The sequence below is a fragment of the Chelatococcus caeni genome (assembly GCF_014196925.1).
GTDB classification, from domain to species: domain Bacteria; phylum Pseudomonadota; class Alphaproteobacteria; order Rhizobiales; family Beijerinckiaceae; genus Chelatococcus_A; species Chelatococcus_A caeni.
Window position 1 is genome coordinate 806,525 of record NZ_JACIEN010000001.1, and the last position, 13,727, is coordinate 820,251.

Sequence of the window (13,727 nt, forward strand, 5' to 3'; positions counted from 1 at the left end):
GGCCGCGGCAGCCCATTCTGATCCGCGAGCGCGGCGCCGCAAGCGCGCGCTCGCGCCCGAGACCATCTGGAGGTTTCCATGGGCTACCGTGTGGGCGTCGATATCGGCGGCTCGTTCACCGATTTCGCGGTGTTCGACGAAGGGACGCAGAGCCTGAAGACGCTGAAGACCTTCTCCCGTCCCGACCAGCCGGGGGCGGAGGTCATGGAAGGCCTCAGGCTGATTGGCGAGCGCTACGGGATCACCCCCGCCGAGGTCTCCTATTTCACCCATGGCACGACGGTCGGCATCAACACCGTGATCCAGCGCGAGGGGCTGAAGCTCGCGCTGTTCACTACCGAGGGCTTTCGTGATGTCCTCGAGGTCGCGCGTCTCAAGATCCCGGACATGTATAACCTTCTCTCCAGGCGCCCCGATCCACTGATCCCGCGCGATCTCGTTTTCGGCATCGGCGGACGCCTGCTGGCCGACGGCACCGAGGATTGCCCGCTCGACGAGGCGAGCGTGATCCGCGCGGTCGAGGCGGCCAAAGCCGCGGGCTGCGAGGGCATCGTCGTCTCGCTTCTGCACGCCTATCGCAACCCCGCCCATGAGGAGGCGGTCAAGGCGATCGCCGAGCGGCTCGCCCCGGAAATCCCGGTCTTCGCTTCGAGCGAGACCTGGCCGATCATCCGTGAGTACGAGCGCACCATCACGGCCACCATCGGCGCCTATGTGCAGCCGCGCGTCTCGCATTATCTGGGCTCTCTGCAGTCAGCGCTGAAGGAGGCAGGCGTCACGCCAGAGCCGCGGCTCACCAAGTCCAACGGCGGCGTCATGACCGCCGAGCAGGGCAAGAGCGAATGCGTGCAGATGATCCTGTCCGGCACCGCCTCGGGCGTCATCGGAGCCGCCTACGTCGCCGAGGTTTCCGGCATCAAGAACTGCATGAGCCTGGATATCGGCGGCACGTCCGCCGACGTCGCGGTCATCGTCGACGGCCAGCCCCAATACGGCGTCGGCGAATTGATCGGAGAGTTCCAGATCTACATCCCCTCGGTCTCCGTGAGCTCGATCGGGGAGGGCGGCGGCTCGATCGCCTGGGTCGACGCTCAGGGCGTGCTCAAGGTCGGCCCGGAAAGCGCCGGCTCGCGCCCCGGCCCTGCCTGTTATGGTCGTGGCGGCGAGCGCGCCACCATCACGGACGCCTTTGCGGCGCTGGGCCTCGTCGGCCTGTCGGAGATCGGTTATTCGGCCGTCACCATCGACCGGGAAAAGGCACGCTCGGTCGTCGGCGAACTCGCGACCAAGCTCGGCCGCACGGTCGAGGAAACCGCCGAGGCGATCATCCGCATCGCCGTCTCCGGCATGTACACAGACGTCAGCGCGCTGGTCTCGCGTTTCGGCATCGATCCGCGCGACTTCTCCTGCCTCGCCTTCGGCGGCGCCGGCCCGATGATGGCCTGCTTCCTGTCGCGTGAGCTCAACATGCGCGAGACCGTAGTGCCGCCGACACCGGGCGTACTGTCCGCACTGGGCGGGCTGATCGCCGATATCAAGAACGACTTCATCAAGACGCTCTACAGCGATCTCGTTCCCGACATGGGGGCGACGATCCGCAGCGAGTTCGCCCGGCTGGAGACCAAGGCGAAAGCGTGGCTGCACGAGGATCAGAGCTATTCCGGTGAAAGCCACATGATCTATTCGGCCGAGATGCGCTATCGCGGCCAGTCCTTCGAGCTCGACACCCCGCTGGATCCGGCCGCGATCGTTGCCGATGACACCGCAGCCTTGGCGCGAGCCTTCCATGCCGAACATGAACGTGTCTACGGTCACAGCGATCCCACCGCGGCGGTGCAGATCATCTCGCTGCGGCTCGTCATCAGCGGGCGCACCGCTCGCCCTGAGTTCAAGCGCCACGCGCTGGTCTCGGAAGCCGCAAGCCCCCGCCGCCATGCCGAGGTCTGGCTCGACGGAGCGCTGCGCAGCGTCGCGGTCTTTGCCCGGAGCGATCTGAAGCCCGGCCAGAGCTTCGCGGGCCCGGCCGTCGTCACCCAGGACGACTGCACCACCGTCGTCCTGCCGAACATGGCTGTCAGCGTCGACGAATATGCCAACCTTCGCATCGTTCCGGAGATCCGGCCGTGAAACTCGACAACACCACGCTGCAGGTTCTGGCCAATTACTGCGCGGCCGCCGCCGAGAGCATGGGCTGGACGCTGATGCGTACGGCCTATTCCACCTTCGTCAAGGAGACAGAGGACTTCTCCTGCCAGGTGCTGACCCGCGACGGTTTGACCGTGGCCTCGCCCAAAACCTTCGGCGCGACGTGGTATACCGGCCTCGACTATGGCGATGTGATCAAGCGCTTCGACTATCAGGAAGGCGACATCTGCATCACTAGCGACCCCTACGCCGGCCATGTCGCGACGCATACGCCCGACATCCATATGTGGAAGCCGGTCTTCCGCGATGGCGAGATCGTCTGCTTCGTCGGCAATCACATCCACAACACCGATGTCGGCGGTGCAGTCCCCGCGACCCTCTCGCGCACGCTGACCGAGATTCAGCAGGAAGGCCTGCGCATTCCGCCGATGCGATTGATGCGCGGCGGAATGCTGAACAAAGACCTGCTCGACATCATCGCCCACAACGTTCGGCTGCCCGAGCAGAACTGGGGCGACCTCAATGCCCAGATCGCCTGCGCCAATGTCGGCGAGCGCAAGATCCACGAGATCCTCGACCGCTTCGGCAAGGACAATTTCGTCGCGGGCCTCGACCAGTTGCTCGACTACGCCGACAATCAGGCCCGCGCCGTCATCCGGGAGATTCCTGACGGCGAGTATTTCTTCGCCGATTATGCCGACGAGGACGAGGCCGGCGGCTATCCGGTCCGCGTCGCCGTGACGCTGAAGGTGCATGGCGATACGCTGACACTGGACTTCACCGGCTCCGACCCGCAGCTGGCCACCTCCCACAACATGCCGACCGGCGGCAAGGAACGCCACGCGCTGGTGACGGTAGGTACGGTCTATGCGCTCTACTGCCTCGACCCGACGATGATGCTGAATGCGGGGCTGATGCGACCCACGCGCGCGATCCTGCCGGAAGGCACGATCATGAATGCGGTCGAGCCCGTCGCCGTCGGCATGCGGACGCTCGCCTGCACCCTTGCCCAGACGGTTACCCTCGGCGCCTTCTGCCGTGCCTTGCCGGATCGCATGCCGGCATCTCCGGCAAGTTCCGTCACGTTGATGAACATCAAAACCAGCACGCGCGCGGGCCGGCCCATCATGGCCTCTGTCGGCCCGGTCGGCGGCGGCGCCGGCGGCAGCACCTTCGGCGATGGCGCCGATGGAAGCGGCGCCAATCTCTCCTTCCTGAAGAATACACCGGTCGAGATCAGCGAGGCCGAGATCCCGGTTCGCATCAAGCGCTATGGTCTCGTGGCGGATTCAGGCGGTCCAGGCAAGTATCGCGGCGGGACCGGCCTCGAAATGGAGCTCCAGCTCGACCAGCCCCAGTCCATGGTGACCGCCCGCAACCGGGACCGCTCCGTCATTTCTGCCTGGGGACTACGTGGCGGTCGCTCGGGCGCCGTCTCGCGCTTCGTCAAGAATCCCGGTACGGCGGGCGCTATCGAGCTCGGATCGCAGGATCTGGTGAAATGCAATCCCGGCGACGTCATCCTGATCCAAGGGCCGGGTGGCGGGGGCTACGGCTCGCCGCTGGACCGGCCCGTCGAGAAGGTGCTTGCCGACGTTCGGCGAGGGTTGGTTTCGGCGGATCGGGCGAAGAGCGATTATGGTGTCGTTATCGCGGTCGATGGCGGGGTCGACAAGGCAGCGACCACGCAGTTGCGCGGACAAATGCGCAGCGACGCCGATTGGGCCGAGTTTGGACACGGTCCGGGTAGGTTGGCCTTCGAGGCGGTGTGGACTGAAGCGCGCTATGGTGTGTTGACTGGCCTTCTCGCTAAGCTTCCCGTGACATGGCGCTACTTCGTCAAGCACGAAATCTTCCGGCAGATTCAGCGTCCGCCCGTCGACGGATCAGATGGCGTGGATGAGGTCTATAGAGCCTACACTCAGGTGACAGACCGCTTCGCCGATCTCCCGAAGGCTTCGTAGGGGATCGACCATCGCATATGCCGGTCGCACCGGATCATCGGCTCTTACTTGAGGCGACGATCTGTGTCGCGAATATTGCGTTGGCCAAATAATGACCATGAGTTCGAGATCCGATTGCATTTAAAGACGTGGCGATGCGGCGCTGCACCGCATCGCCGACATAGGCATGTTCTTTACTGACCGGCGACTGCAGCCATAGCCGCTCGTGCCTGCTCGACCACATCCGCGCCGATCTTCTCGCTGTATTCCTTCACGACAGGTGCAACGCGCTCGCGCATGGCTGCGAGGGCTTCGGGCGTGGGCTGGGTAATCTTGAAGCCCTTCGCCACGAGTTCCTGCTCCAGATCCTCCGCCGACTTGCGAGAAACGTCCCGCTGGAAGGTTGCCGACTCCTTTGCCGCTTCCATGACGAGCGCCTTGTCTTCCTCCGACAGGCTTCCAAACCACTTCTGGCTGGCAAGGAGGACGAACGGCGTATAGACATGGCCCGTCTTGGCCAGATGGCTCTGCACTTCATAGAACCTGGCGGTGTAGATCAGGGCGTAGGGGGTCTCCTGACCGTCGACCGCGCGATTCTCGAGAGCGGCGTAAAGTTCAGGCCAGGGAAGCGGCGTCGGATTGGTTCCCAAAGCCTTCCAGGTCGCGATGAACAGCGGGTTAGGGATGACCCGGATGTTAAGCCCGGCCATATCCTCCGCTGTATTGACGGGGCGAATGGCGTTGGTCATGTGGCGGAACCCGTTGTCCCACCAGGCAAGGCCCACGATGCCGGTCTTTTCCTTTAGCAGCGAGAACAGGCGCTCGCCGACAGCGCCGTCCATCACGGCATCCACCGCGGCGAAGTCCTTGTAGAAGAACGGCAGGTCGTAGATCATGAATTCCGGAACGACGCCTACCAGATTGGGCGTCGGGCCAACCATGATGTCGATGAAGCCGGCCTGAACCGACGCCTGCATGTCGGGCTCGCTGCCGAGCACCCCGTTGCCGAAGGTCTCGATGGTGATGCGACCGCCGGTCTTCTCTTCGACCAGCTTCGCGAAATAACGCGAAGCCTGCCCCACCGGATGATCTTCCGTGGGCACGTAGCCTAGGCGGGCACTCTGGGCCATGGCCGGAGCGGCGGCCAGAAGGCCCGCGACAACTGCCGCAGTGAGAAGCGAATGTTTCATGAGTTCTCCTCCCCAGGATGGTTCACGGAACCAGGATGTGCGGATTGTCCTCAGACGCGAACAAGTCCGGTATTTCGTTTATTGCGCCCCCAAACGCTGAACTGGAAAAGGGTTGTCCACAATATGGGCGTATTGTCCAGCAGGATATGATGGGTAGACTACTCGCCGATTGTCAACGCTCCTTCGGTACGCTCCGTCGCGCGGCGACGAGATGGCTGGCGTCGGGCAAACGCCGTGCCCGCCGCGCCGGTTGAGGGCGCGCGGCCCTCCCTGTCGATCGGGGGCTAGGGCACAGGCGTAATCGCCGCTCCGCTTTGGAACCAGGCGATCAAGTTCCGCGCGAGGAGGTCAGCCATTGCGGTGCGCGTCGCGACCGACGCGGATCCGATGTGCGGCAAGATCGTCAGACTATCGAGCGCCAGCATGTCATCCGAGACATTGGGCTCATCCGCAATGACATCGAGACCGGCGGCCGCAATGGTTCCTGTCCGCAGGGCGTCGATCAATGCATCCTCGTCCACCACAGTTCCGCGGCCGACATTGATGAACACGCCCTCCGGTCCAAGGGCAGACAGCACGTCGGCATTCACGGTCCTTGCGGTCGGAGCGTCCCCGGGAACGGTGGCGATGAGCACGTCGACGGCATAGGCAAGTTCGAGCAGCGAGGGACAGTAGTCGTACGCGACTCCGTCAGCCGGGCGCCGGCTATAGTAGGCGACAGGAAGCCCGAATGCTTCGATCCGCCGGGCGATGCAGCGCCCGATCCGACCCATTCCGTAAATACCTACCCTGCGGTTTCGCAGCGTGTTGCGGCTGAGCGGGTATTCCGACGTCTTCCAGCGGCCTTCGCGGACGAAGGCGTGCGCCTTTGGTATCTCGCGCACGACGCTGACAAGGAGCCCCAATGTGAGATCGGCGACCTCCTCATTCAGGACGTCAGGGGTGTTGGTCACGATGATGTTCTTGCTGCGTGCATAGGCAGCATCCACGGCCTCGTAGCCGACGCCGTAGCTGGCGATGATCTCTAGGTTGGGAAGGGCGTCAATGAACTGACCGTCGATTCTGGTACGGCAGGCCACACCACGAATTGAAGCCCGTATCTCCTGGGGCAGACGGGCGTGAATGTCCCCGTCAGGGATTTCGACCAGGTTGAACTGCGTACCGAGCATGCGCCGTGCATGCTCGTGCATCCAGCCTGGGATCAGCACGGTCGCGGCGGGGTTCGACAACGGTTTTCCTCCCGTCGGGACGTCACCGCCGCCGCGAATTTCCGCGAGCGGATCAGTGCAACCCTAACGTCACCGACAAACTGTCCATAATGTAGTCAATATGCCCACATCGATGTTGGGCTCATAACGCCGCTTGTCAATGGCCGTAGCAGCGGACTTACGAAACGCTACGCTTGACATTTGCAACGTTCCGATTGATGCTTGGGCAATATGTCCACAATGTGGACCAGAGTGGTGGGACGTCACGTTCTGCACGGCTCCTCAAAACGTGCCGAGTGCCACCGGGTGGCTGCGGCGGTGCATTGGGGGCGGGTACATCGAGGAGATCGGTAGCGTGAATACGCGCAGCGTGAATACTATAAATTATCTTACGAGCATTAGTTTCGGGCTTGGGGCGGCCGAGTCGTTAGCGGAAACGTTGCGCGAACTCGGAGTGTCGAACCCCCTGGTGATCAGCGATCACGGAGTCCGGGCCGCTGGCCTGCTTCAGCGCCGTGCTTTCGCATTTCTGAACACCGCGCCGACCTTCCTGGACGTCCCCTCCAACCCGACCGAGGGCGCAGTTGCAGCCGGTCTGAAGCTATACAGACAAAGCGGTTGCGACGGGGTGGTGGCGATTGGCGGGGGCTCCCCGATTGACCTGGCCAAGGGTGTTGCGCTGCTCGCCACGCACGACGGCGAACTTGAGCGCTATGCGGCGATCCTGGGCGGCGTGGCACGTATCACAGGCGCGGTCGCGCCGCTCGTGGCCGTTCCGACCACCGCGGGCACGGGATCCGAGGTCGGGCGCGCAGCACTGATTACGCTGGATGATGGCCGGAAGTTGGGGTTCATCAGCCCCCATCTGATCCCGCGCAGGGCGATCTGTGACCCGGAGTTGACGATGGGGCTTCCTGCGGCTTTGACGGCGTCGACGGGGATCGACGCGCTGTCCCACTGCATCGAGACGTACCTTTCTCCCCGTTACAATCCGCCTGCCGAGGCAATTGCCGTCGACGGCTTCAAACGCATCTGGAAGGCTTTGCCCGTCGCCTACGCGGATGGCTCGAACGCGCAGGCGCGGACCGACCTCATGATGGGGGCCCTCGAAGGGGGCATGACGTTCCAGAAGGGTCTTGGGGCCGTGCATGCGCTCAGCCACGCCCTGGGTGGCCTGAAGGAGGTGCAGCTCCATCATGGGACGCTCAACGCCATCCTGCTGCCGACAGTCGTCCGGTGGAACGTGACGGTCGAGGCCGTGGCTGAAAAGGTCCGCTACCTCGAGAGCCTGGCAGGACTTGAAAGGACAACGCTCGCGGACGCGCTGGACGAGTTGAACCGCAGTCTGGGCATCACGCCGAAATTGTCCGAACTGGGTGTGCCCCGGCATGTCATCGATTGGGTGTGCGAGCGGGCGATCGCAGATCACAGCCACCCCACCAATCCACGCCCGCTGACCAAGGAAGACTACGCCGCGATCCTTGAGGCCGTCTTCTAGGCCGGGAACGCCGTCAGACAGGGAGCGGGAGGCAATTCCTTGAGACCGATTGCAATCGTAACAGGCGCAAGCCACGGCATCGGCGCCGCGACAGCTCGGCTGTTCGCGGCCGAAGGCTACGATGTCTGCATAAATTATCTCTCGGACGCTGCGGCTGCATCCAGGGTCGTTGACGACTGCAAGGCCGCAGGAGCCCGCGCCGTCGCGGTGCAGGGAGACATGGGGAAGATCGAGGATATCCAGGCGCTGTTTAGCGCCTGCGACGATGCACTCGGGCGGGTGACCTGCCTGGTCAACAATGCAGGGATCATCGGGAACGCCTGCAGAATCGAGGATCTGCAGCCTGCAACCCTGGAGAGAACCTTCAGGGTGAATGTATTCGGCGTCATATATTGCATCCAAGAGGCCGCGAAACGTATGTCGACCCGTAGGGGCGGGAAGGGCGGGACGATCGTGAACATGTCGTCCCTCGCGGCCTGCCTTGGTAGCCCCAACGAATATGTGCACTACGCCGCGAGCAAGGGTGCGGTCGAATCCATCTCCATCGGCGCGGGCAAGGAGCTGGCGCCGGAGGGCATCCGCGTGAATGCGATACGCGTCGGCACCACCAACACGCGGATACATACGCAGGGCGGAAACCCCGAGCGACCGGCGAGGATTGCGGCGGTAACGCCCATGGGCAGGATCGCGGAGCCTGAAGACATCGCGCGCGCGACCCTGTGGCTTGCGTCTCCGGGGTCCGGCTTCGTGACAGGCACCCTGATCACGGTGTCCGGGGGGCTCTGATGCCCCGATAGCGTCGCCTCGACCCGGTTCTTGGCCCGGCTCTTGGCGAAGCCTGCAGATCCCCCTTGGCATCGCACGATATCGTATAGGCGCAGCAAGGCGCGGGGCGACGCCGACCGGCGCCAGCAACTGCAACTCCGCCAGTGCCGGCCGGGCCTTCTCCCTGCACCGGCCTTCCGCTTCATCAGGACAGTACGAACGGGAAAGTGGCGCCGCGCAGGAATACGGCGGTGCCAGTACCTGAATGGGGGCTCCGCTGTGCAAGTCGACGATTGAGACGAAGGATCAACCCGGGCCGCAGGGTCCAATGGGCGCGTTCAGGAAAATCCGACACTGGGAGACCGGCAAACTCCAGGCGCTAATGGCTGAAAGAGTTCCCCGCAGTGTCCAGCTCTCTCCACCCTTCGCGTTTCAATGCAACCAGGACGCTGGCACGGTCACCAGCTGCGGGAAGATGACCAACAACACGAGGAGGATCATCTCGGCCAGAAGGAAAGGCCAGACGCCCTTCAGGGCTGATCCCATTCTCACCCCGCTGATCCCGCACACCGTGTTGAGAACGGTTCCGACGGGAGGCGTGGTCATGCCGACCGCAGCGGTCATGATGAAGATGACCCCGAAATAGACCGGGTCGATCCCGGCCGCATTCACCAGCGGCATGAGGATGGGCACCAAGATGGTGATCGAAGGTGCAAAATCGAGCACCATGCCGATGATGAAGATCGCCAGGACGATCATGGCCATCAGCAGGGTCGGCGTTTCGATGAATGGCCTGAGAAGAGCAACAAGCTGGCCGGGCAGATTGGAGATCGCCATCATGAAGCCGGTGACCATCGAGGCCGCCACCAGCAGCATGATCACAGCCGTCATGCGACCGGCGGCGAGCAGGGCTTCGTAGAGCAGCTTCGGCGTCAGCTCCCGGTAAACGACCAGTCCCACGAACAGTGCATAAGCGGCGGCAACGACGCCGGCTTCTGTCGGGGTGAAGACGCCAAACCGCAGTCCGACCAGGATGATCACCGGCAGCATCAAAGCCCAGCCGGCGGTCACGATCGCTTTCGGGATATCCCTGCGCGGCACCTTGGGGCGCACCGCAGCCGTTTCCTTCTTGGAGACGAACCACCAGGCGAGGATGAGGCTCACTCCCATCAGGATGCCTGGCACGATTCCAGCCAGAAACAGGCCGATGATGGAGATGTTTGCGGTGACGCCCAGGATGATGAAGCCGACAGAGGGCGGGATGACCGGGGCAATGATGCCGGTCGAGGCCATCAGGCCCGTCGCTCGATCCATGTTGTAGCCCGCATCCCGCATGAGGGGGACCAGCATGACCGCAAGCGTCGCCGTGTCCGCGATGGCGGATCCGGAGAGGCTGGCCATCAGCAGGCCGGTGCCGATGACCACGTACCCGAGCCCGCCACGCAGGTGGCCGACGAGCGCCAGGGCCATATGCACGATGCGGCGGGACAGGCCGCCGGCATTCATGAGTTCGCCGGCAATGAGGAAAAACGGGATCGCCATCAGCGGATAGCTGTCCGCGCCATTCACCAGTCGCTGCGCGAGGATCTGCGCATCCAGATTTCCCAGCAGGATCATCAGCGCGACCGCCGACAGCATAAGGGCGAAGCCGATGGGAATCCCGATGCCGATCGCACCCAGAAGGGAGCCAAGAAATACAACGCCGCTCACGGCATTTTCTCCGACGGTAGCGCGGGAATCACTGTCAGCGGCGGCTCAGCGGTGTCTGCGCCCGCCCATGTGACGGGCAGGCTGCCGCGCAGTGATTGCCACAGCCCGACAATGAGACACAGAGCCATCGTGATGGCAGCGACGAGCGCCGCCGCGTAGGTGAGGCCGACGGGCAGCCCCGACAGTGCAGCGCGGTTGTTCCATTCGATGACGGTTAGCGACCAGCTGCCCTTCGCCAGGAGCCAGCAACACCAGAGCATCAGGCCGTAGGAAACAAGAAAGCAGGCGAAGCGCGCCTTTCGGGGGAACCGGGATACCAAGGTGTCGACGCTGAGATGTGCACCCTTGGCCAGCGCAACCGCGGAACCCAGGAAGATGATCCACACGAAGAGCACGCGGGAAACTTCTACGGAAAACGCAATGCCCGAGCTGAACCCGTACCGCAGCACGACATTTGAGAAGACGAGGAGGCTCATGACGGCCATGCCGGCGACGATGAGGACGTCAAAAACCTTGAAAAGCCGCTGCAATGGTATGGGCATAGCTGCTTCCAGAATGTTGTGCGCTCATGCGACGCCTTGCCGTACTCCGACGGAGATACGGAGAGCCGTGAGCATGGCGCTACCCGCATGCTGGTCGGGAAAGAAACGCCCTGTCGCGTAAGGCCTGTGCTGCCATTCCAGTTGAACAGCGCGCAGGGGCAAAAGCGACGTTCCCTCCAACCACTACGACAGGAGGTTTCAAGCCATGCTTCCGGCGTCAGACGCCTTCCACCACGGTCAGATGTGCCTTGGCGTACTTGGCGCGTGCCTCGATGGCCTTCCGATACTCGGGGGAGTTGTAGCAGGCGAGGGCAGTCTCGTAGTCCTTGAACTCGATCACAGCCACGCGGTTCGCGTCCGGCCCTTCCATGACCTGGTGTCTTCCGGCGCGAACGACAAAAGTCGCGCCGTATTTGTCGAAAGCGGCCTTGTTCAAGGCAATGTATTCTTTGTAGCCCTCCTGGTCTGCAATATCGACCATTGCAACCCAGTAACCTTTTTTTGTCATTGCTTTTCCTCCCAGCAGCAATTCCCGCCCCCTCTCGCCGAAGGTCGGACAGCCCGATGCATTCACGTTCGGTGCACGTGAGCTTGCCGTTGATCCTCCCCGATCATACGACTAGGAGCGCATTGCGGAACATTGACTACAATATGGACATTTTGTCCACGAACGTGTAGTGCCGCCATGTTCAGTTGTCAAGCTTGCGAGGAGTTATGCCATGAGCCTGAGTGACCTCCAGGACGAAGCAGATGTGAGGGCTCCCCATCCCGTGCAGGGAGCGGCTTCGTTCTCGAAGTTCATGACGGTGCTCCAGATCATCGCGGATTCCCCCGGGACACTGGACATTGCCCAACTGACCAAGCGTGCGCGTTTCCCGCGGGGGACGGTCTACCGGCTCGTGTCGGCGCTCGTCGCCGAGGGACTCATCACACAGTCCGGGGAGAGCGGAACGTTTCGCCTTGGGCCGCGCCTTCTCCAGCTCGCTGCCAAGACCTGGGAGGATTCCGACCTGCGGACGATCGCAAGGGACTTTCTGGTATCGCTCCGCGACGCGACGGATGAGGCCGTGCACCTTGCGGTGCCCAGCAACAACCGGATGGTCTACATAGACAAGTTGGTTGGCTCCAGCACAGTTCAGATGAAGACGAGCATTGGCGGCCAGGTTGAACTTCACTCCACATCCGTGGGCAAGGCGTGGCTGTCCGGCCTGCCGGACGAGCGGTTGCTGGAAGTCATCAAGGGGCTGGAGTTAAAGCGCCACACCGCCAAGACGCTAACCACGCCCGAGGCGCTGCTCGAGGAACTGAAGCGGACGCGCGAGCAGGGGTTTGCATTCGATGACGAGGAGAACGAGCCGGACATTCGTTGTCTCGGCAGCCCCATCTTCAATCGTCAGCGGGATCCGGTCGGAGCGATAAGCGTCAGTATGCCGGTATACCGGCACGACGCGCGACGTCACGAACTCTGCGCCAGGCTGGTGCGTCAGACGGCGAAACGGATCACCGCCGAATTGTCCAGGATTCTGTAGCGCCGTCGTTCGGGGAAAGGCATCGAAAGACAGTCGTGCTCGTGCCCGGTGACCTCGGGCGCCGGCAGCTTGGCTGCCGCTGGATCTGGAGCACTTGACCTGAGCCCGTCATTGCGCGCGATCGTCGGAAGCGGTGCCCCAGGCGAAGGAGCGCTCGACGACCCGGCGCCTTGGCAGGAGGACGAAGCCCGTCTGGCCTCGGACTGTTTGACGACGTGCAACGGGATGCTGTTGCGCAGGTCCGGCGCTCACGCCCCGCAAGCGCCGTCTCAGGCCTTGATCCCGGCGAGCGCCGCCTTCCCCCAGGTTCCCATGAGCATGTGCAAGAAGCGCTCGGCCGCGGGCGAAAGCGATGCGCCTCGGCGGCGGACGACGCCGATCGTGCGCGAGATTTCCGGGTTGCGGATGGGGCGCGTGACGAGGAACGGGTGCTCGCCTTGCGGCGTCGCCATCTGCGGCAGTACCGATATGCCGAGCCCGGCCTCGACCAGCCCGAGCGACGTCGACAGGTGTGTCACCTCGTAGAACCAACGCAGCTTGATGTTCGATTTCGCCAGCGCGGAATCGAGCAGGGTGCGGTTGGCGCTCGACCTGTAGACCGTGATGAGGTGGTAGGGCGCAAGATCGGCCCAGCGCACCTCCGGCCGGGCGGCGAGCGGATGGTCCTTGCGGGCCGCGAGCACGAAGGGATCCTCCACCAGCCGGTCGAAGGCGAGGTCAGGGTCCGACGTGCCCATGATGTTGATGCCGAACTCGACCTCGCCGCGTGCCACCGCCTGCAGCCCCTCCGTCGCCGGCAGGTCGAGGATGCGGAAGCGGATGTTCGGATACTCCGCATTGAACTGCCGGATGACGGTCGGCAGGAAGTAAAAGGCGGCCGTGGGCAGGCAGGCGATGGTGACGAGCCCGCCACGATTGACGCCGATCTCGCGCACGGAGAACAGCGATCCGTCGAATTCCTCCAGCATGCGCCTGACCAGTGGGACAAGTTCCACCCCGAGCGCGGTCGGCGACACATGGCGTGTGGTGCGCTCAAGGAGCGGGGCGCCGATCACCGTCTCCAGCTTCTGGATGCGGCGGCTCAAGGCCGGCTGTGAGATGTGCAGCGCCTCCGCCGCGCGGTGGAAACTCGCCAGTTCCACGACGCTCAGGAAGGCGCGCAGATCGAGGATCTCGCAATTGATGCTCATTGCGCAT

General features: G+C 63.4%; 11 protein-coding genes. 5 read left to right on the forward strand and 6 right to left on the reverse strand.

The features are described 5' to 3' along the window. Positions 1–78: 78 nt before the first annotated feature. Together GGR16_RS03885 and GGR16_RS03890 are read left to right on the forward strand one after the other, a co-directional pair. Entirely contained in the window at positions 79–2,127 is a 2,049-nt protein-coding gene (locus GGR16_RS03885; RefSeq protein WP_183315749.1) for a hydantoinase/oxoprolinase family protein, read from the forward strand. Further along, complete coding sequence (locus GGR16_RS03890) at positions 2,124–4,109, forward strand: hydantoinase B/oxoprolinase family protein (protein ID WP_183315750.1); 1,986 nt, start codon at positions 2,124–2,126, stop codon at positions 4,107–4,109. The genes GGR16_RS03885 and GGR16_RS03890 overlap by 4 nt, the downstream gene beginning before the upstream one ends. 173 nt (positions 4,110–4,282) lie before the next feature. Here GGR16_RS03890 and GGR16_RS03895 read toward each other — a convergent pair whose 3' ends face one another. Then, positions 4,283–5,278 (reverse strand): TRAP transporter substrate-binding protein, encoded by a 996-nt coding sequence (locus GGR16_RS03895; protein WP_183315751.1) that lies wholly within the window; start codon positions 5,276–5,278, stop codon positions 4,283–4,285. A 284-nt stretch (positions 5,279–5,562) separates the two neighbouring features. After that, the gene (locus GGR16_RS03900) at positions 5,563–6,507 is read right to left on the reverse strand and encodes a 2-hydroxyacid dehydrogenase (protein ID WP_425486559.1); all 945 of its coding nucleotides are present in this window, start codon (positions 6,505–6,507) and stop codon (positions 5,563–5,565) included. A 349-nt stretch (positions 6,508–6,856) separates the two neighbouring features. Between GGR16_RS03900 and GGR16_RS03905 the strand changes: the two genes are divergently transcribed. Both GGR16_RS03905 and GGR16_RS03910 read left to right on the forward strand, forming a co-directional pair. After that, the gene (locus tag GGR16_RS03905) at positions 6,857–7,984 is read left to right on the forward strand and encodes an iron-containing alcohol dehydrogenase (RefSeq protein ID WP_026014911.1); all 1,128 of its coding nucleotides are present in this window, start codon (positions 6,857–6,859) and stop codon (positions 7,982–7,984) included. Positions 7,985–8,023: 39 nt separating this feature from the next. Beyond that, positions 8,024–8,770 carry an SDR family oxidoreductase gene (locus GGR16_RS03910; RefSeq protein WP_183315752.1) on the forward strand — a complete coding sequence of 249 codons (747 nt, stop codon included), beginning with the start codon at positions 8,024–8,026 and terminating at the stop codon, positions 8,768–8,770. A 411-nt stretch (positions 8,771–9,181) separates the two neighbouring features. Here the strand turns inward: GGR16_RS03910 and GGR16_RS03915 are convergent, their stop codons facing one another. From GGR16_RS03915 to GGR16_RS03925, 3 genes are all read right to left on the reverse strand, one after another. Further along, complete coding sequence (locus GGR16_RS03915; protein WP_019400927.1) at positions 9,182–10,459, reverse strand: TRAP transporter large permease; 1,278 nt, start codon at positions 10,457–10,459, stop codon at positions 9,182–9,184. Further along, the gene (locus GGR16_RS03920) at positions 10,456–11,001 is read right to left on the reverse strand and encodes a TRAP transporter small permease (protein ID WP_019400928.1); all 546 of its coding nucleotides are present in this window, start codon (positions 10,999–11,001) and stop codon (positions 10,456–10,458) included. The genes GGR16_RS03915 and GGR16_RS03920 overlap by 4 nt, the downstream gene beginning before the upstream one ends. A 217-nt stretch (positions 11,002–11,218) precedes the next feature. After that, complete coding sequence (locus GGR16_RS03925; RefSeq protein WP_183315753.1) at positions 11,219–11,509, reverse strand: DUF1330 domain-containing protein; 291 nt, start codon at positions 11,507–11,509, stop codon at positions 11,219–11,221. Positions 11,510–11,720: 211 nt separating this feature from the next. Here GGR16_RS03925 and GGR16_RS03930 point away from each other — a divergent pair, with 211 nt between their 5' ends. Further along, positions 11,721–12,530, forward strand: coding sequence for an IclR family transcriptional regulator (locus tag GGR16_RS03930; protein ID WP_019400930.1), 810 nt, complete (start codon positions 11,721–11,723; stop codon positions 12,528–12,530). 269 nt (positions 12,531–12,799) lie between these two features. Here the strand turns inward: GGR16_RS03930 and GGR16_RS03935 are convergent, their stop codons facing one another. After that, on the reverse strand, positions 12,800–13,720 hold the full coding sequence (locus tag GGR16_RS03935; RefSeq protein WP_019400931.1) for a LysR family transcriptional regulator: 921 nt from the start codon (positions 13,718–13,720) through the stop codon (positions 12,800–12,802). Positions 13,721–13,727: the final 7 nt, after the last annotated feature.

Excerpts from the sequence above, each read along its gene's own strand:
- GGR16_RS03885 (WP_183315749.1), top strand. The coding sequence starts at position 79 with ATGGGCTACCGTGTGGGCGTCGATATCGGCGGCTCGTTCACCGATTTC.
- GGR16_RS03895 (WP_183315751.1), bottom strand. The coding sequence starts at position 5,278 with ATGAAACATTCGCTTCTCACTGCGGCAGTTGTCGCGGGCCTTCTGGCC.
- GGR16_RS03920 (WP_019400928.1), bottom strand. The coding sequence starts at position 11,001 with ATGCCCATACCATTGCAGCGGCTTTTCAAGGTTTTTGACGTCCTCATC.
- GGR16_RS03925 (WP_183315753.1), bottom strand. The coding sequence starts at position 11,509 with ATGACAAAAAAAGGTTACTGGGTTGCAATGGTCGATATTGCAGACCAG.
- GGR16_RS03930 (WP_019400930.1), top strand. The coding sequence starts at position 11,721 with ATGAGCCTGAGTGACCTCCAGGACGAAGCAGATGTGAGGGCTCCCCAT.
- GGR16_RS03935 (WP_019400931.1), bottom strand. The coding sequence starts at position 13,720 with ATGAGCATCAATTGCGAGATCCTCGATCTGCGCGCCTTCCTGAGCGTC.